Here is a 16989-nt window from a genome sequence, read left to right as displayed (position 1 = left end):
GCGTCGCGGCGGTGCGGTGGAATCCCGCAGTAGCAGCTCAGGTCGAAGAACAGGTCGTACGGGCCGCGCACGCCCACCTCGTCGAGCCGGGTGGCGTCCCCGCACAGCACCGTGACGTCCGCCCGCGCCGCGTCGGCCTTCTCCCTCGCCTGCCGGACCGCGCGCTCGACCAGGTCGACGGCCTCCACTCGCCAGCCGTGCCGGGCCAGGTACACCGCGTTGGTCCCGGTGCCGCAGCCGAGTTCGAGGACCCGGCCCGGCATCAGCGCACCGGGCCCTTCCACCAGGGCCACCAGCTCGGGCGGCGTGACGCCGCTGTCCCACGGCGGCTTGCCGTCCCGGTAGAAGTCCTCCAACACGCGGCGCACAAAACCCTCTTGCTCGAGCTCCGCAGCCGTCCGAGTCTCGCTCATCGCTACCCCTCCAAGAAATTAGAGTTCATCTCTAGTGACTGACTCTAGAGATATACTCTCGGCATGGATGCGGTCAAGGAATCCGACGGACAGAACGTCAAGCGCCCCGACAAGAGGGCCGAGCGCTCGCGGCGCACCCGCGAGAAGATCGTTGCGGCGGCGCGGGAGTTGTTCGTCGCGCAGGGGTACGGTGCGACAAGCCTTCAGGAGGTCGCCGATCGCGCGGGTGTGGCCGTCCAGACCGTGTATTTCGTGTTCCGAAACAAGCGCGCGCTGTTCAAGGACGTCGTCGACACCTCCATCGCCGGCGACGCCGAACCGGTCGCCACGATGGACCGCGACTGGTTCCGCGCCGCGTGCGCCGAGCCCACCGCCGCCGGGCAACTGCGCGCCCACGTACGGGGCGTGCGCGACGTCCTCGGCCGAGTCGCCCCGATCGTGCCGCTGATCGCGGCCGCGGCCGCCACCGACCCGGAGATCGCCGCCCAGTGGCCCGCCGGCCCCGACCCGCGCTACACCGTCCAGCACGCCGCAGCGAAGGCACTGACATCCAAGCCCGACGCCCGCCCCGACGTCGATACCGCCCGCGCCGCCGACCTGCTGTACGGGCTGCTCAGTCCGGAGCTGTACCTGATCTTCGTCCGCGACCGGGGCTGGTCCCCCGACGCCTGGGAGGAGTGGGCATGTGTGGCCCTGACCACCCACCTCTGCACGGACCACGAGTAGGCCACCGACTCTTCGGCGACAGCCGCCCAGGCGGAGTCCGCGACCGGCTACGGCTGCGGAAGCCACGGACGGCCCGGACCGCTTGGGGCCAGGAGGCCGTTCGGGGCTGGTGGGACGTGGGAGTTCCCCCTCTCTGGGTGGTGCGGTTCCAACTCCTCGGCGTCCACGGACGGGGGCGGGGGCGGTGCGAACCAGGCGTCCCAGCGGAACGAGAAAGCGCAGTTGACCAGGGTCTGGTGGCGGCGGATGGCGGTGTCGGAGCGGACTTGGAAGTCGGCCCAGCCGAGTTCGTCCTTGACCTGCTTGTGGCTCTGCTCGATCCCATGACGGATCCCGTGGACGCGCACGATCTCGGCGAGGTCGGCCGCGGGGTGCGGGCTTTCGTCCTCGCGGGGACCGCCAGGGCGGGGCGGACTGGTGGCGAGGTACCAGGTGGCCTTGGCCGGCAGTGTCGCCGGGTCAGCGGTGGCCACCACCAGGCGCGTCGTCCCGTCCGGGCCCCACCACCCGAGCCTCGCGTCGGCGGCCCACCAGGTCTCGGTGTGGCCGTCACGGAAGCGGCGGATCACCGCGTTCCGGTCGCCGGGATCCCCCGGCCCGCCCCAGGTCAGGACGCGGGCGGCGTCGACGGGAGTATGGGCCTGGTCGCCCCGGGCCCAGGTCCCGTGGCGCGGCTTCAACGCCAACACGAACGGCATTCCGGCGTCTACGAGTTTGCTGCGGATGCCGTCCTGGTCGCCGTAGGCGCAGTCTGCGGCCACCGCCCGGAAGGACACCCCCGCCTGTTTCGCTTCCCGGGCCAGGGCGGCCCCGATCCGCAGTTTCGTGCGGAAGTCGGGGTCGTTCCTGCCTTGTGGGAAGTGGTGGGCCGGGGTGTGGGGAACGGCGTGCAGGGGGTGGTAGAGGCGCTCGTCCGCCCAACACGCGGTCACGGTGACGACGCCGCGGTCGATCTTCCCGACCGATCCCAGACTGCTTGCCGACGTGCGCGGTCGCCGTGCCGTCCTTGCGGTCGCCGGAGTCGTTGATCACCAACACCCCGCCCGCGTGCGGTGCGGTCGCCGGATCCGCGAGCAAAAGCTCCACGCGGCGGGCGTTGATCCGCTCGTGGTCCCAGGTCGACTCGGACAGGAAGAACTGCAGCCGCTGTACCGCCGGATGCTGTGCACCGACCACGGGTTCCGTGCCGGCCAGACAGGTCGGCGTCTTGTTGCGGTCCTCGGAAGCAACAGCCCGGCCGGGTACTCGCGGAACCCGCGGCGCTGTGCCAACGTCGAGAAGAGGTCGTCGAACCGCGCGGAATAGGCCTCCAACCGCCCCGGTGCGGGCGGACAGGGCACACGCTTGGTCATCGCAACCCCCCGAGGCGCAGGCGACGTTCCCCCCTATCGGCGTACCGCGACCCTGACCCGCTGTCAACAAACCACCGGTAAGGGGCGATACGGTCGGCCCGCCGAACCCCCGGCACACGAACGGGCCTCACCAACCATCGGCGCGGTCACAGCGTGGCACCCCCGGCCGAGACGCGCGACACGGGCGCGCTGCGGCCCTGGTTCCCACGCACAGGAGAACGCGGGACGTCGGCCGAGCGCAGCGCTCGCGCCCCGCTCGCGGCGAGCTCCGCCTCGATTGATCTCGCCGGAGATCGTCGGGATGGCAAGGGTGGGGACCCGGTGCCGAACGCGGAATCGAACCGGTCGATGGCCTTGAGTACCGCGGTCAGCGGCCTGTCCGGAATCTATCCGAGGATGACATCGAAGCGACTGTTTCCAGGGGAGCGCCGCGCCGAGGATGAACCGCACGGGCCCGGACGCGGAAGACGTTCGGCCCGGGTACGGCCGCCGCACCCTCGCGCGGCCGATCCTGCCTCCACGAAAGGTCTCTACATGCGCGCATCCGCCTCGCGTCCCACCGCCGACACCGGCCCCGTCCCGCGCCGCCGGCGCGGACTGGTCGCCAAGGCGATCGCGGCCACCGGAGCGGCACTCGTGCTCGGCTCCACGGCGTTCGCCGGCAGCGCCGGCGCGATCGTCAACGGGCAGGACTCGACCGAGAGTTACCCGTTCATGGCCTACGTCCCGATGACGGCCGGGGGCGTGGACGCCGGGTGCGGGGCCACCCTGATCGATCGGCAATGGGTCCTCACCGCGGCGCACTGTGTCGACCGTGATCTGCCCATCGAACTGGCCGGGACGGTACGGATCGGCAGCGAGAACCGCACACAGGGCGGCACCGTGCGCGGCATCGACAAGATCGTGATGCACCCCGGCTACTCGCAGCCGGCCGACGACGGTGGCTACAACGTGAACGACCTCGCGTTGATCCGCCTGGACCGGCCGGTCAAGGAGAAGCCGATCAACCTCGCCAAGCAGGCCGGGCCGGTGGGCACGCCGACTCGGCTCCTGGGCTTCGGCACCATCGTCGACCCGGACAGGCTCGAGGACGCGGTCTTCCCCAACCGGCTCCAGGAGCTGGACACCCGCCTGGGCACCAGCGCCGAGTGCAACGGCCGCACCGACGCCACCCGCCTGTGCACGGTCAGCCGCAAGCTCAACGCCATGGCCTGCTTCGGCGACTCCGGCGGCCCGCAGATCCAAAAGAACCGCGCCGGCAGGTGGGAGCTGATCGGCACCACCTCGGGCGACGGCGACGGCAAACCCGGCTGCGCGACGGGCCCGGGCCTGTACACCAACGACACCGCGTACAAGAACTGGATCCACAAGACGATCCACGACCGCACGTAAGACCGAGGCGCCGCGACCCCGGCACGGGGCGGTCCACGCCGGGCGCGGGTGTGGTGCGGGTTCGAAACCGCCCCACCGTCCGGAGTCGCAGTCCCGTCCGAGTCGACGACCGAAGGCCGTTTCCAGGCCGGAGGTGGTTTTCCATCAGGTCCGTGTGGGCCTCGGTCATCCGCCCCGCACACAGCAGCCGAAAAACCGGAAGCACCGGCTGCCCGCCGGGGTCGTCGCGGGAGCAGGCCGGGCACAGGTACACCTCGTGTGACCGTGCCCGGCCGTTCACGTTCGTCGGACACAAGGCATCGCGGATCGGCGCCCGGGGGCGGCGCCCTCGAGTACGCGGAAAGGGAGGGAAGTGCGCACGATGACAACGGCCGACCCTCACAAGCGTCCCGAGCACCGACGCCCGGCCTGCCGGCCCGGCACCGGTGGGAGCTTCGCGTCCGTGCTGTGGAGTCTCAGCGCCCGTGGCACAGGCCGGTCTCTGGCCGGCGGCTTCTTCGCTCTCCCCCGGCGATGGCACGCCGATTCAGTCTCAGAGTCGTGGCATATCCTCAGCCGCTTCGCACGTCCGGCGAGCTGCGGCCCTCCGACCTGCGGTGTGTTGCAGCGGCCTTGTTGGCGGTTCGGACGGCCGGTGGGATCAGTGTCGACGAGGCGGTCGAGTGCGGTGATCTCGCGGGCGCGATCGTGCTCCACGAGTTCGGCGCGCAGGTCGAAGTGCACGACGTACACCGACTCCGCGATCGGCGCCATCCGAGGCAGGCCCGGGTCGGTCGTCGTCAAGCGCACGGTGCCGCCGTATCGGGCCACGATGCCCAGGACGGTGAGGAGTTCGTCGAGGTCGCCGGCCTCGACACCGACACCGCCGTCGGGGTGGGGGCGCGCGATCAGGCGGCCCACCGCCCGGGCGTCCGGGGCCGTGGACGTAGTTCTCACCGATGTTCTCCGCGTCGGGCACAGGAACGCACCGGCAGACGAACGCACCGACCCGCGCGAGCACAACCGGACGGGCCGCCGCCGGGGGACGGCGACCCGCCGATGTGACCGGCTACCGCAAGCTGCTGGACCTGCTCGCCGACCACGGCGACACCGAAGCCGTGCCGATACCCGTGTCGATCGAGACGTCCCGCGGTCTGCTCGTGGCGGTCCTGCGGACCGGCACCCGACAAGTCTTCGCGACCCGCTTGCCTGCCTCCCGCTGCCGCGACTGAGTTGCTCCGAGTTTGGTGGAGTCCTTGAAGCCGAATTGTGGTGCCCGGCGTAAAGGAGCCCCACAAGCTATGCCGGCGCCACGCAAATGCCCCGATGAGCTGCGGGAGCGGGCGATCCGGGAGGTACGCACCTCCGGACGTCCGGTTGCGCACGTCGCCCGGGACCTGGGCATCCACAAGGAGGCTCCCTGCTCGCACAGCGGCAGAAGCGCCAGGACCCTGAGTGGGTGCTCAGCCGCGAGGAACTGGTCGCCAGGTTCGAAGCGTTGCCGGACGGACGGTTTCCACGCGGCCGAACTGACCTCGGGCGCGGGACACGACCGCTTCGACTTCGCTCTCGGCCTGATCATCGACAACCTCCGGCCGAACGGTTCCTGACGCGCCGACGTGCCCCCGGTGTGGGCGGGTCCAGGCCCGAGGCCCGCGCGGGCTTCGCGGAACGGGGCGGCGGTGTCGGCATGACGCCGTCGCTCAACCCACCCGTGGTCAGGGCAAGTCGCCAGACGGAGACGCGCCGAGCTGACCTTCCTGCTCGGCATGGCCTTCCAACTGGTCCTCTCCGAGTTCGTGAGCCGCCTCGACGCCGTCGGCTATGCCGATCTCCGCCCCGTGCACGGCCTGGTCTTCCAGGCACTACGCGGCTCCGGCGCGACGAGCAGCGAACTGGCCGAGCACCTCGGCGTCACCAAGCAGGCCGCCGGCCAGATCATCGACGACCTGGAGAAACGCGGCTATGTCAAGCGGCAACCACACCCTGCCGGCGGCCGTCGCAAACTCGTCGTCCTGACCGAGAAGGCGCGGGAGCACCTCACTGTGGCCGGACGGATCCTGCATGAACTGGAGGCGCAGTTGACCAAGCGACTCCACGACGCCGGGCAACAGGTTCCGCGAGCGGAACTCGCAGCAGTCATCCGCACGTTGGCCGGAGACTCGATCCCACCATGGCGCCCCGTCTGGTGAACGGTACGGCGTTGTGCGACGGCGGCTCCGCGGCTGCGGCACGTCGCGCCACCCTGGGAATCAAAGAGGGCTTTGCCCCAAGAGAAGTGTGTTGCGGCTTTCGAAGTGCTCGAGTGGTCCAGGTAATTGGGTCGGTGCACGTCTTCTGTGACGGGTGCGGCTTGAGGTGATTCGCGCCTGCCCGTTTCGCCGCGTTCACTCCTGTCTGTTCCCGGGACGCGCCCGTCCGCCCCCATTCACGCCTTGGATGAACGGGACGCCCGGCGCCACCAACGAAAGATGACCGGACATCGGCGCCATCCCAGTGATCCGTCCGACGCCCGTTCGCGACCCTCGACATCGACATAACACGTCGTGCAACGCGACCCCACCGTCAAGGAATTCGGGATCCACCCCAAACGTTGGATCGTCGAGCGAACCTTCGGATGGTTCATGCACCACCGCCGCCTCGTCCGCGACTGCGAAACCCACCCACACCGCTCCGAAGCCATGATCCACCTCGCCATGATCGACCTCATGAGCAGACGCCTCACCCACGAATCCACCCCGAACTGGCGCGACATCCAACCCCAGGACCGGAACCAGACACCTCTCCAGGCGTAAAGCTCTTTTAAAGTCCTCACGGACGCGGCGACACTGATCGTCAGCGAACTCATCGGCTGACGACAGCGACGGCTTGATCCGTTTGCGGGTTCTACATCTGGACGGAGCGCTGACATGTGAGGTCTACGACGGCTCGGAAGCCCCCCACGTGTACGCCACCCAGCTTCGATGACGAATTCGGGGGTGGCCTCCAGTTGGTCGCGATAACGGCGGACTGTTGGGGCGCGCGATACGCCGAAGATGGCAAGTGCATCTGGGCCCGTCTCGACGCGCCCCACCCCGAGCTACGGCAGTCGGCCGACACCACAGACGGGGTGTTCGTTATGGACCCCGCCAGGTGAACGACGCAGCTCATTCCACCATGAGGACAGTTGGTGCGATCGGCTGATGTCGGGCGACTTCGGGCTGGACGCCGACGCCCGTCGCGGGCATGCAACACGGCCCCGAGCAACTGCCTCCGGACGACACGTGCCGACCGTGATCTCGGCCACGTGGTGTTGCCGGGCCCGGACAGTCGGCCGACCGCCCGGGTCAGTCATGTGGCTGCCCACCCGGAGGCCGGTCGGGCTGCGGCGGCGGCCGGTTCGGCGCGAGTTGCATCGAACCCGAAAGGCCCTCACGCGATCGAGAGCAGCCCCGGGTGCCGCCGGACTGCAGCCGCAGGAAAGGAGGGCTCAGGGAGCGGTGAACGGCTCGGCGCTGAAGGCGCGATGCAACACGTCGAGGAAGGCGGGGGCCGCGGGTATCGCAACCGGGCCGATGCGATGGACCGCCACGCCCGGCGTCCAGGAGTTCATGACCACCGCTCCGGACAACGACGGCAGATCATCGACCGTGATCTCCCGGTCGTACTGGGGGACTCCGAGTCGTCGCAGTTGCCGACGCAGGATGGCCATGGTGGTGCCGCCGAGCATGTCGGCCCTCGGCCATACCACTGCCGAGCCGTCCCAGAAGGCGAGATTCCAGATCGTGCCTTCGCTGAGCCGGCCCCTGCGGTCCAGGAACGCGGCGTCGTCGAAACCCTGCGCGACCGCTTCTCGAAGGTAATGCGTCTTGGCTACCTCCCCCACGTGTTTCACCGCGGGCAGTACGCGTTCGTACTCGACCGTCGCCAGGGACAGCGGGCCCGTGGGGCCGTTCGACGCCGCTGCGGTACGCACCAGCACCTCGGGCTGCACCTCGGGTCCGGCCACGGTGAACTCACCCGCCGGTGAGTACACCGTGGCCGTCATCGAAAGGTCGGAGGGGCCTGTCTTCAGCGCCGTGCGAAGGTAGGACCGCACCCGCTCTTCCGGAACGGTCTGGCCGAACAGCTTCAGCGAGGCGACGCGCAGGCGCTCCATGTGGAGGTCGAGGCCGCGAATGCGGTCCCCACGCACCTGCATGGCGGTGAAGTGGGCGAAGCCGGCAAAGGCAAGCGGCGTCAGATCCTTCGTACCGGCGGCGCGCCCGTTGCGCTGCGCCACGTACGGCGAGTGGTCGTCGCGGCCTTTGATCAGGGGAACGAGTGTCGCCCCACCGGTGGCAACTCCGGCGCCGATTACGGCGCGACGGGACAATGACATGATCTTTGGACCTCCATGACGACAGCGTTTGTGGAGAGCGGGGAGCACGAGTCGAACGTCTCGGTCGGGTCAGGACGGCGGCAGGAAGAAGGCCGGGGCGGGTTCGGTCAGCAGCGTCACCGACTTGAGGTGGGTGTACATGTTCAGCGTCTCGGCGCAGAACTCGCTGCCGATGCCGCTGTCCTTGAACCCACCGAACGGGGAGCCGTCCACGAGGTTGAAGTACTTGTTGACCCAGACGGATCCGGCTTCGAGCGCGTCGGCGGTGCGCAGCGCGTCGCCGAGGTTGTTGGTGTAAAGACCGGCGGCCAAGCCGTAGCGCACGTCGTTGGCCTCGCGGATCATCGTGTCGTAGTCGTTCCACCGGATGACCGACAGGACGGGACCGAAGATCTCCTCTTGGGCGATGCGCGAGCGGTTGTCGGTGGCGAAGATCGTCGGTTCGACGAAGTAGCCGTGTTCGTTGCCGGGGATGTCCGCGCGGCGTCCGCCGGTCAACAGTTCCGCGCCCTCGTTCTTGCCGATCTCGATGTAGTCCAGGACGCGCTTGCCCTGCTTCTGCGACACCAGGCCGCTGACGAGTGTGGCGGGGTCGATCGGCGATCCGAGCGTGATCCGCTCGAAGCCGGCGACCAGTTTGGTCATGAACGTGTCGTAGATGTCGTCGTGCACAAACAGTCGGGTCCCGGCCAGGCAGGACTGGCCGTTGCAGTACGTCACCGCGAAAGCGGCGTTGTCGACGATGGCGTCGATCTGGTCGACGACATCGGGGAAGACGATGTTGGGGCTCTTGCCGCCCAGTTCCAGGGATACCGGGACCAGGCGGTCGGCGCCCGCCGCGGCGACCAGTCGTCCCACTTCGGAGCTTCCCGTGAACGCCAGCTTCCGCACGTCCGGATGCGCCGTCAACGCGGCCCCGGCTTCCTCTCCGAATCCCGGAACGATGTTGACCACTCCGGGCGGGAAGATGTCCGTGATCAGCTTGCCGAGTTCCAGGGTGGACAGCGAGGCGTGCTCGTCCGGCTTGAGGACGATCGTGTTACCCGCGGCCAGAGCCGGGGCGATCTTGAACGCGGTCATGATGGCCGGCACGTTCCACGGGATGATCTGTCCCACGACCCCGATCGGTTCACGTTTCGCTATCGCCATTCCTCCGGCGATGGGACGGTTCCACCCGGCATGGGTAAGTACCGCGGCGGCGAAGAATCGATACTGCCCGATTGCGAGTCGATGGTCGATCACCGTCTCGCCGATCCGGCGCCCGATGTCGAGCGCGTCGATCAAGGCCAACCGATCGATGTCGGCCTCCACCGCGCGCGCCAATTCGAGCAGCAGCCCGGAACGTTCCTCGAGCGAGGTCCTCGACCACGCCGGGAACGCGGCCTTGGCAGCCGCGACGGCCGCCGCGACGTCCCCCGCCGAGCCACGCGTGACATCGGCCAGATGTTCACCGGTGGCGGCGTTGAGTGCCGGGAACGTCCGCACCGTCGGTGAGGCGAAGCGGCCCCCGATCAGCGGTCGGTAATGCCGGTCCAGGCCGGCCTGCTCGGACGAACCGATTGTTGCGCCTGTCATGCGAGCCTCCTTGTCGGGGCGCGATGCGCGCCGCCCGGACCGGACGAAACAACCCCGGGAGCGGCGCACTGATCGAGCAACGCTTATTGCGTACTGGCTACGGTCGGCAATTTTTTGCCGATATGTTTCCGTGTCGAATCGGGAACTCTTCGTATCCGAGTGGAGCATCGACACAGCGATCCTCGGCGAGCATGCAGGCCCACGGCCGCCGCGAGGCCCGATCGCGGCGGCCTCCTGGTGATCTCCGTCCGATCCGTCGTCCCCGACCACGCCGCCCTGCCGGGCGACCGCTTCGGCATCCTCGAGGCCACCACCGCACGTTCACCGCCCTGCCCGCGGACACAGACCGAACCGCACCCCCGCGTACCTGTCGCCGGATCTCCAGCCACCGGTGGTGCTGCCGCGTGCGCCCTCGAACGTTCGTCGCCCGAACCCGCCTCCAGCCGGGCCGCGCGCCGGTCGGCGACGGCCGCGGTCAGCGAGTCGGAACGTGGTGGGCGACTACGACCAGGGCGGTGCGTGTGTGTTGCGGGCGGTGGTTCTCGGTGGTGCTCTCGTGGTTCATGGATCCAGTACAGCCCGGAGTCGGTGGACAGCCCATGGGCGAAACCCGGAGATACCTTGGTGCGCGTCTACACTCGCGCGCATGGACCCTTTGAGTGACATGCTCGGCGGCATCCGCGCCGAGGGTGCCTCCGTCAGCCAGGCCGTGCTGGAGCCGCCGTGGGCGATCCGCTTCACCGACGGTGCGCCGCTGACCATGCTCACGGTGATCAGCGGCGGCGGCATGGTGATCCTGGCCGACGGCACCGAATTCAAGGTCGGCGCGGGCGACACCGCGCTGGTGCGCGGCCCGGCACCCTTCCACCTCGCCGACAGCGCCGCCGCGCTCGACCGCCCGCACCGGACGTACGAGATCGCCTGCTTCGATCCCGAGCGCACTCGGGTCGCCGGCCCACGCACCGGTGCGGCCCCCGAGGGTTCCACCACCCTGATCGTGGGCGGTTACCGCGCCACCCGCAGCCGTCACGAGCGGCTGTTGCGCACCCTGCCGCCCGCGCTGGTGTTGCACGAGGACGCCGACGGCGTCCTGTGGCTCGACTCGGCCAGGGACGCGCTCGCGCGCAGGCATCAGCCGGGAGGCCAGGCCCTGATCGACCGCGTCCTGGACGCGGGGCTGGTCTGCACGCTGGGTTGCTGGTTCGAGCAGGAGGGCGCCGAAGCCCCGGGCTGGTACCTGGGGGCGATGGACCCGGTCGTGGGCCCCGCGCTCGAGGCCATCCACCGGTGCCCCCGCGCGGCGTGGTCGGTGGGCTCGCTGGCGGCCGAGGCGAACGTGTCGCGGGCGCACTTCGCCAAGCGCTTCACCGAGGTCATGGGCCGGCCGCCGCTGAGCTACCTCACCGAGTGGCGCATGCACACCGCCGAGGAGTTGCTGTCGGACCCGCACCGCAGCGTGGCGGAGGTGGCGGAGGCAGTCGGCTACACCGACCCGTTCGCTTTCACCACGGCCTTCAAACGCCTCCGGGGGATGACCCCGAGGCAGTTCCGCCACCGGTCGGTGTGAGCGCTGCCGCTCCCCCTCCCCCGCAGATCTTCCGGGTATAGCAGGGCGGGCCGAGGCCCGGCCTGGTGAAGCGGCCGTCGACGGACCGGTCCAGTCCGAAGATCTCGCCCCGGAGTTGCGTGCCTTGGTGACGCCGTCGCCAGGTGCCCCCAGTGGCCGGCCGGGAATCCGTCGGTGCCGACCGCGATCTGCTTGCCGACCCAGCCCGACACGGCGTAGCCGCGCAGGCCGGACGGCCACCTGATCAGCGGCCCGTTCAGCACGCCGTCGTGGCGATTGCCCGAGCGGTCGACGGTCTCGCCGTCGGTGAAGTGCCAGGAGGCCGGCAGTCCATCGTCCCGGCCGCGCAGGCGCAGGTTCTTGGAGGACGTCGGGCCGCCCGAGGCCCGTATCGCCACCCACATGGACGACAACGACAACCTGCGCGCCCAGGCATGCAGACCGGACGGGTGTGTCGCTGCTGTCACAAGGGCCCGCACCCGGTCGCACTCTCGTCGAACTCAGCGGTCGGGCGTGGGAATCGGTCGCGGAGGCCGAGGACGCTGGGGCGATCAGTCGTTCACGTCGTAGACGTCCACCATGCGCCCGCGCGCGTGCGGGGAGTAGTCGGTGCCGAAGTGGACCTGGAGGTAGCGGTTCCACTCGAAGCCGTATCTTCCGGGTGTGGAGATGTCCGTCGCCTGGCCGGTGAGTTCTCCGGCGCGGTCGTTCAGGCGTCCGTCGAGGTCGTTGGTCTTGCGGTCGCCGTGGACGGAGTCCACGTAGACGAATGAGTCGGAGTCGTCGTTGTGGATGTCGCAACCGACGTTGTCGCGTCGCCCTCGACTGCTGCGGGCCATCGGTCGCGAAGCCGAACACGTCGCGGACAGGCACGCCGGCGAGGCGTCCGAGGCGCTACTGGAACTCGCCCGCGCCTGTGCCCTGGCGACGACGAAAGCACGACGGCCGCCCCAAGGTCGTGTCCGCCGACGGGCAAGGCGTCACGCTCCGCATCGCGCAATGGGGCGGTGCCGGGGCCTCCTCCCCCCGAGATCGGGGACGAGGTGTTTGTGGGCTTCGAACACGGTCGGCTCGATCGACCCTTCGTTCTCGGGGCCTCTACAACGGTGTGGACACACCCGGCACGCATGGCGATGTTCCGCTGATCGACGGGGCCACCGGCCGCTGAGTTGCAACTTCGCGGCCCCGTCGGGTGCCATGGATTGCCCCGTCGGGTGGATGGCAGGTCGTCGGGTTCGAACAGGCAGAGGCCGTACGGGACGTCGGCGGACCCGCGACCCACTCCTGCGCGCCATCGGCGACGAGGCCGAAAACGCCGCAGCCCCGCAACCGGGCCGGGCAACCGCCGCACTGACGCCACTCGCCCGCGCCTACGCTCTGGTGATCACCGCCGGCACACCCGGCGCCGCCCCGGCCAGCGTCAGCCGCCGCGCAGTCCTCCCCATTTTCGACCGGCCCAACGACCCGGTGGTTTGGATCCGGTGACGCGTGCCGGCCTGACGTGGTGTCGGGAAATCGGCAAGGGACGCCTGGACCTACCTGACCGCCACCCCGCAATCGGCGCCGTGGCGGTCAAAGAGGGTCACGACGACGCCGATGCTCAATCACCCCCAGATCAAACTCCCCGAGTACACGGGCCCGAGCCGCACCGCTCGGTCCCACCCGCTCGCACGACGGCAGCGTCCTCGGGTTCGCCGCAGTGGGATCGGGGCCGGCGGGGAGGTCCCGATGCCGCCGCAGGTGGCATGGCGACGTAGGCGGCGCGGAACGGCGGCCGCCGCAGGCGCCTACGTCGGCGGTACTCGGCCTGTGCGGAGGCTCCGGCTCCGGCCGAGGTCATCGGATCGGGGAGAGCGCGTGCACGGTGGTGGCCCCGCGTCGGTCGGTGAGCACGATCGCCCGCCCGTCGACGATCGCCCAGGGGGTCGCGGCGCGCGCGGGCAGCTCCTCGATGCCGCACTGCGGACGAAGTGCCGCCGCCTCCTCGCCGCGGGTTCCGTAGGCGAGTCCGCCGGTGATCGAGCGGGCGGTGAAACCCCGTTGCGAGAACGGGCCGGCCACCCTGCGAAGACACGAGCCCCCAGGAAGGCCGAACGCCCCACAACCGCCCGCACGATCGCTTCGACCCGGACACGAGAAGGGCGATCCCGCCCCGGACATCGTCCTCCTTCCGACCAGCTCGCGTCGGAAGCCGCGCGCACCGCGTGCGGGCGCCTGCGATCCGTTGTCCTTCGGCAAGTGCCACCGGCCGGCCCGGAAGGCTGCGATTCGGACCGCGCCGGGCGGGTCCGGGGCGATGGTCGCACGGTCGGTGCGATCTGGTCCGGATCCACGCTCACCTGGACCTCCCTGGTGCCGCCGAGTACGCCGGCGACCGTGAACGTCACGTCCAGGCGCCCGAACGCCGTGATGCGTCGGGTCGCCTCCGTGCCGGTCAAGCCGGTGAAGGCGAAGCCGGCCTTGGGCAGGTGCGCGCGTAAGGGGAGGGCGAAGATCTCGGACTCGCCGGCCGTCGATCGCTACCCCTTGCGGAGCATGAGGCGGTCACACCAGGAGTATCCAAGATCGTAAAGACTCGTGACCATGGCTGTTCTCTTGCCGAGGCGCAGAAAGTCGGCGACGGCTTTCGTGGAGCCGAAAACGCTCAACCAAACAAGATCGTCCCTGCCGTACGTTCGCGTGCTGGGCAATTCACCCTGACCTGGTCGAACGCAGTGAATGGTGCCGACGACCTGATACTTGATCTTGTTGCCCATCGGCGTCAGGAGAACCTTCACGCGTCCATCCACACGATCACCCTACGGTCCAGTCGGGCTTTTCTCCAGGCCGTCAATGTCGGCTCGATCAGGGCCCGTCGGGCGTCGGACAGGTCGCTGGGGTACGGATTCCGCTGGCTCACGGCAGAGCTGCTACACGAACGACGGTAGCTAGAACGGTACTTGGCTGCCAGGGCGTTTCTGTGACATCAACAAACCAGACGGAATCCAGGCCCGAGAAGCGGAGCAAACAGGAACTCGAAGCTGGAGCCTCCCAGCCGAGGAGAGACACGTGAGGAGCAAATCACATCGAAGGCCACTGACAGCACAGCGACTTACTGCCGCACTTTATACCTGAATCCCCACTCAAACAGCCGGGACGGAGCAGGCGGCGAAGACATCGGCAGGTGGGCGTAAGGGCGGCGGCGGGGTCGTCGACCTGCGGCTCGGCATGTGGGTCAACAACCGACGCAACCGGCGGAGTTCGTTGAGCGAGGAACGGGTGGGGCTGCTCACCGAACTCGGCACGCGGTGGTGAACCGCGGTGTCGAGTGGGGGTGTTCGTGTTCGGTGGGTGTGAGGTTCGCAGTGAGATTCGAGGGGATTGGTGGCGGGGGGTGCTTCGGGTCGCTCCGGGCAGGGCACGACGAAGTGGCCGTTTATGGGCCGGGTCGCCGGGTGCTACGGACCGGCGCCGATGCCCCGGCGGCTCACCGGCGGCGGCTCAACCGCCGCCCCCGTAGGCGATGCTGCCGGGGTCGGTATCGGCCATATGGGGTGGTGGTGCGGGATGACGTCCTGGACCTCGCCGGGGGGCGGGAGGGAGGCGGTGTTCGGGCGGGACGACGGCCGGTCCGGCCCAGCCCATGGATTCCCGCGCATTTTGGCCGAGGGCGAGGAGCCTTCTCGGCGTCGGGCGTGGAATGGGACGGCGGTGTCCGGTCCCTTCTGGTGGTCTCCAGCCGCACCGCCGTGGTCGCTGTTACCGCCGTCATCGCGGCCGGTGGCTTGCGCCGTGTTCCGGCCGTCACGGGGGCGGCGTGAGGCTTGGGGAGCCGGAGTGAGAGTCGATGCCGCCGGTCTTGGGGCGCGGCGGTCCATTCGGGGGCGGGTCTACTGGACCATGGCCGTGTGTGGGTGTTCGGAGGAGTGGGGGCAGATGTAGAACTGCAGATGGTTGAGGTCGAAGATCTGGACTTTGGTCGGGTCGTCCGCGTCGTCGGCGCAGGGCTCGGGAGCTTGGTCTTCGTGGGGGATCCAGCTGTGTTGGATGCTGTTCCATTCCCTGGAGTCGATGTTCAGCAGGGGAACCATCTCGGTTTCGCACGCGGTGCAATGCCGGATGCCGGGATCGGTGAGGCCCCAGTGGGGCCGGCCGCCGACTTTCCAGCCGGGAGCGGTGGACAGGTGGTCCCGGTAGAAGTCCTCCGGGTATTCGGGATAGGGGTCGACGTCGTCCGTCTGCCACCTGTCGAGTTCCTCGCCGACCGTGCGCCATCCGTCCGGGTCCTGCAACCGTTGTCTCGCTTCCTGGCCCAACTCCAGGGGGTTGGGGTATTCGACGATCGGCTCGGGTGCGAGGAGACACGGCTGGGGCACGTAGTGGGACTGCGCCTCGAACGGCTCCGGGGGTGCGGTCAGGACGTCGACGATCTCGCGGGCCGATCGCCAGAACAGGGCGGTCGAGGGCATGTAGTCGCCCGACTCGAGGTAGTGGTCGAAGGGACACCACAGGACTTGCAGCAGATCGGCGTTCCCGGGCGGTCGGAGCAGGGGTACATCCCGAACGTACAGCTGGGCCACGGGCAGCATCGCGACCGGACCGCCCCCGGTGCCGACTCCCTCACGCAGCCGCTCCAACCGCTCCCTGATCGCCTTTTCCTCAGGCCCGTGTCGGGGGTCGTCGGGGTCGCGACGCAATCGTGATTCCACGTGCCGTAGCCGTATCTCCGTCAGTGTTTCGGCCGTGCCGCTGTCCGGATGCGGTCGGTCGCAGTGCGGCCACGGCTCGTCGGCGGGCCACCGCAGCGGCCCCCCGACGGAACTCTCGTGCACGCTCGGGGATCCGGGGCGGGGGTGCAGTCGTACCGCAGCCCGCGCCAGTGGAGCCAGTTCGGGGAAGACCGCGGTGACGTCGACCGGACGCGAAGGAGTGGTGCGAGTGAACTTCATTTCGATCATGCTGCCACCGCTCTCTGACACCGAACGCGCCGCCCGCGCGCCAGTCCGGAGGCGATCACGCGCCCTGTCCGCCGACGTGGACCGCCGCCTGGTCGCGGAAGTTGCCGTAGGCCGCGTGCCGGTCCGCGTAGGCGATGACGTCCGGATCGGCGTCGGCCCGGATCGGGGCGCAGGCGGCGGGCGCGGACCGCGCGGGCGGGCGCAGTACGGCGCGTTGTTCGTCGGTGACCTGGCTCGACCCGTTGCGGGGCTGGTTGCGGCATTGGGCGGCGATCGCGGAGATCGAGCGTCACCCGGATCTGGCGTTCCGCTACCACCACGCCGAGCAGGTCGACACCGTCAGCGACGACCCGCGGGTGCGTGCCCGCGGTGTGCGGGTCACCGGCGAGTTGTTGCGGGCCGCCTACGCCGCGGTGGACGTGTGAGCTGGGGCTGGGAGTACGAACCCGACCAGCCGAGCGTGGTGGGCGGGGCCCGGAGGCGTTCGTCGCCCTGATCGAGACCGAGGTCGCGGAGATAGTCCGCGCGGCCGAGGCCCTGTATCTCGACGAGACGCCGTACGAGGGCCCCAATCCGCGTGCGGCAACCGCCTACATCGACGATGGCATGTTCGTGTACCTGACCGTGGTACGCAGCGAACGCGTCCACGTCCTGCAGACGACATACCTCCCCGCACACTGACACCTAT

Annotated in this window: 15 protein-coding genes and 4 pseudogenes; 9 read left to right on the top strand and 10 right to left on the bottom strand. The window is 69.3% G+C overall.

From position 1 onward, the window contains the following. Nucleotides 1-413, bottom strand: a 413-nt coding sequence (locus ACWCPW_RS48060) for a class I SAM-dependent methyltransferase (protein WP_449767972.1), incomplete at its 3' end; no start/stop codon positions are given. Between the two features lie 63 nt (nucleotides 414-476). Between ACWCPW_RS48060 and ACWCPW_RS48055 the strand changes: the two genes are divergently transcribed. Further along, nucleotides 477-1139: a TetR/AcrR family transcriptional regulator gene (locus tag ACWCPW_RS48055; protein ID WP_449767971.1), complete on the top strand. Its 663-nt coding sequence runs from the start codon at nucleotides 477-479 to the stop codon at nucleotides 1137-1139. A gap of 50 nt (nucleotides 1140-1189) precedes the next feature. On the opposite strand, the pseudogene ACWCPW_RS48050 reads toward ACWCPW_RS48055, so the two are convergent. Then, nucleotides 1190-2491: pseudogene (locus ACWCPW_RS48050) on the bottom strand (IS701 family transposase); the annotation flags it as partial. 534 nt (nucleotides 2492-3025) lie between these two features. Here ACWCPW_RS48050 and ACWCPW_RS48045 point away from each other — a divergent pair. Beyond that, the gene (locus ACWCPW_RS48045; RefSeq protein ID WP_449767970.1) at nucleotides 3026-3883 is read left to right on the top strand and encodes a S1 family peptidase; all 858 of its coding nucleotides are present in this window, start codon (nucleotides 3026-3028) and stop codon (nucleotides 3881-3883) included. Between the two features lie 378 nt (nucleotides 3884-4261). Here the strand turns inward: ACWCPW_RS48045 and ACWCPW_RS48040 are convergent, their stop codons facing one another. Beyond that, nucleotides 4262-4819 (bottom strand): hypothetical protein, encoded by a 558-nt coding sequence (locus tag ACWCPW_RS48040; protein WP_449767969.1) that lies wholly within the window; start codon nucleotides 4817-4819, stop codon nucleotides 4262-4264. A 2-nt stretch (nucleotides 4820-4821) separates the two neighbouring features. Between ACWCPW_RS48040 and ACWCPW_RS48035 the strand changes: the two are divergent. From ACWCPW_RS48035 to ACWCPW_RS48025, 3 genes and pseudogenes are all read left to right on the top strand, one after another. After that, nucleotides 4822-5091, top strand: a pseudogene (locus ACWCPW_RS48035) (hypothetical protein); the annotation flags it as partial. 540 nt (nucleotides 5092-5631) lie between these two features. Beyond that, complete coding sequence (locus ACWCPW_RS48030) at nucleotides 5632-6054, top strand: MarR family winged helix-turn-helix transcriptional regulator (protein WP_449767968.1); 423 nt, start codon at nucleotides 5632-5634, stop codon at nucleotides 6052-6054. A 351-nt stretch (nucleotides 6055-6405) separates the two neighbouring features. Further along, a pseudogene (locus ACWCPW_RS48025) lies at nucleotides 6406-6657 on the top strand (transposase); the annotation flags it as partial. A gap of 674 nt (nucleotides 6658-7331) precedes the next feature. Here ACWCPW_RS48025 and ACWCPW_RS48020 read toward each other — a convergent pair. Then, nucleotides 7332-8123: an aminotransferase class IV family protein gene (locus ACWCPW_RS48020; protein ID WP_449767967.1), complete on the bottom strand. Its 792-nt coding sequence runs from the start codon at nucleotides 8121-8123 to the stop codon at nucleotides 7332-7334. A gap of 168 nt (nucleotides 8124-8291) precedes the next feature. Next, a complete protein-coding gene (locus ACWCPW_RS48015) occupies nucleotides 8292-9965 on the bottom strand; it encodes an aldehyde dehydrogenase family protein (protein ID WP_449767973.1) in 1674 nt (557 codons plus the stop codon). A 478-nt stretch (nucleotides 9966-10443) separates the two neighbouring features. On the opposite strand from ACWCPW_RS48015, the gene ACWCPW_RS48010 reads away from it, so the two are divergent. After that, the gene (locus tag ACWCPW_RS48010) at nucleotides 10444-11364 is read left to right on the top strand and encodes an AraC family transcriptional regulator (RefSeq protein WP_449767966.1); all 921 of its coding nucleotides are present in this window, start codon (nucleotides 10444-10446) and stop codon (nucleotides 11362-11364) included. A gap of 551 nt (nucleotides 11365-11915) precedes the next feature. On the opposite strand, the gene ACWCPW_RS48005 is transcribed toward ACWCPW_RS48010, so the two are convergent. After that, nucleotides 11916-12203, bottom strand: a complete 288-nt coding sequence (locus ACWCPW_RS48005) for a hypothetical protein (RefSeq protein ID WP_449767975.1) — start codon at nucleotides 12201-12203, stop codon at nucleotides 11916-11918. On the opposite strand from ACWCPW_RS48005, the gene ACWCPW_RS48000 reads away from it, so the two are divergent. After that, nucleotides 12153-12509: a phage baseplate assembly protein V gene (locus tag ACWCPW_RS48000; RefSeq protein WP_449767965.1), complete on the top strand. Its 357-nt coding sequence runs from the start codon at nucleotides 12153-12155 to the stop codon at nucleotides 12507-12509. The genes ACWCPW_RS48005 and ACWCPW_RS48000 overlap by 51 nt on opposite strands. Nucleotides 12510-13200: 691 nt before the next feature. Here the strand turns inward: ACWCPW_RS48000 and ACWCPW_RS47995 are convergent. The 4 genes and pseudogenes from ACWCPW_RS47995 to ACWCPW_RS47980 form a co-directional block, all read right to left on the bottom strand. After that, complete coding sequence (locus tag ACWCPW_RS47995; RefSeq protein WP_449767964.1) at nucleotides 13201-13425, bottom strand: hypothetical protein; 225 nt, start codon at nucleotides 13423-13425, stop codon at nucleotides 13201-13203. A gap of 458 nt (nucleotides 13426-13883) precedes the next feature. Next, entirely contained in the window at nucleotides 13884-14141 is a 258-nt protein-coding gene (locus tag ACWCPW_RS47990) for a hypothetical protein (protein WP_449767963.1), read from the bottom strand. 20 nt (nucleotides 14142-14161) lie between these two features. Beyond that, a pseudogene (locus ACWCPW_RS47985) lies at nucleotides 14162-14263 on the bottom strand (IS5/IS1182 family transposase); the annotation flags it as partial. 970 nt (nucleotides 14264-15233) lie between these two features. Then, entirely contained in the window at nucleotides 15234-16292 is a 1059-nt protein-coding gene (locus ACWCPW_RS47980) for a hypothetical protein (protein WP_449767962.1), read from the bottom strand. A 143-nt stretch (nucleotides 16293-16435) separates the two neighbouring features. On the opposite strand from ACWCPW_RS47980, the gene ACWCPW_RS47975 reads away from it, so the two are divergent. Both ACWCPW_RS47975 and ACWCPW_RS47970 read left to right on the top strand, forming a co-directional pair. Beyond that, complete coding sequence (locus tag ACWCPW_RS47975) at nucleotides 16436-16726, top strand: hypothetical protein (protein WP_449767961.1); 291 nt, start codon at nucleotides 16436-16438, stop codon at nucleotides 16724-16726. Beyond that, on the top strand, nucleotides 16671-16982 hold the full coding sequence (locus tag ACWCPW_RS47970; protein ID WP_449767960.1) for a hypothetical protein: 312 nt from the start codon (nucleotides 16671-16673) through the stop codon (nucleotides 16980-16982). Before ACWCPW_RS47975 ends, ACWCPW_RS47970 begins: the two co-directional genes overlap by 56 nt. Nucleotides 16983-16989: the final 7 nt, after the last annotated feature.

The sequence above is a fragment of the Embleya sp. NPDC001921 genome, assembly GCF_053594475.1.
This window is presented reverse-complemented; position numbering and strand designations above follow the sequence as displayed.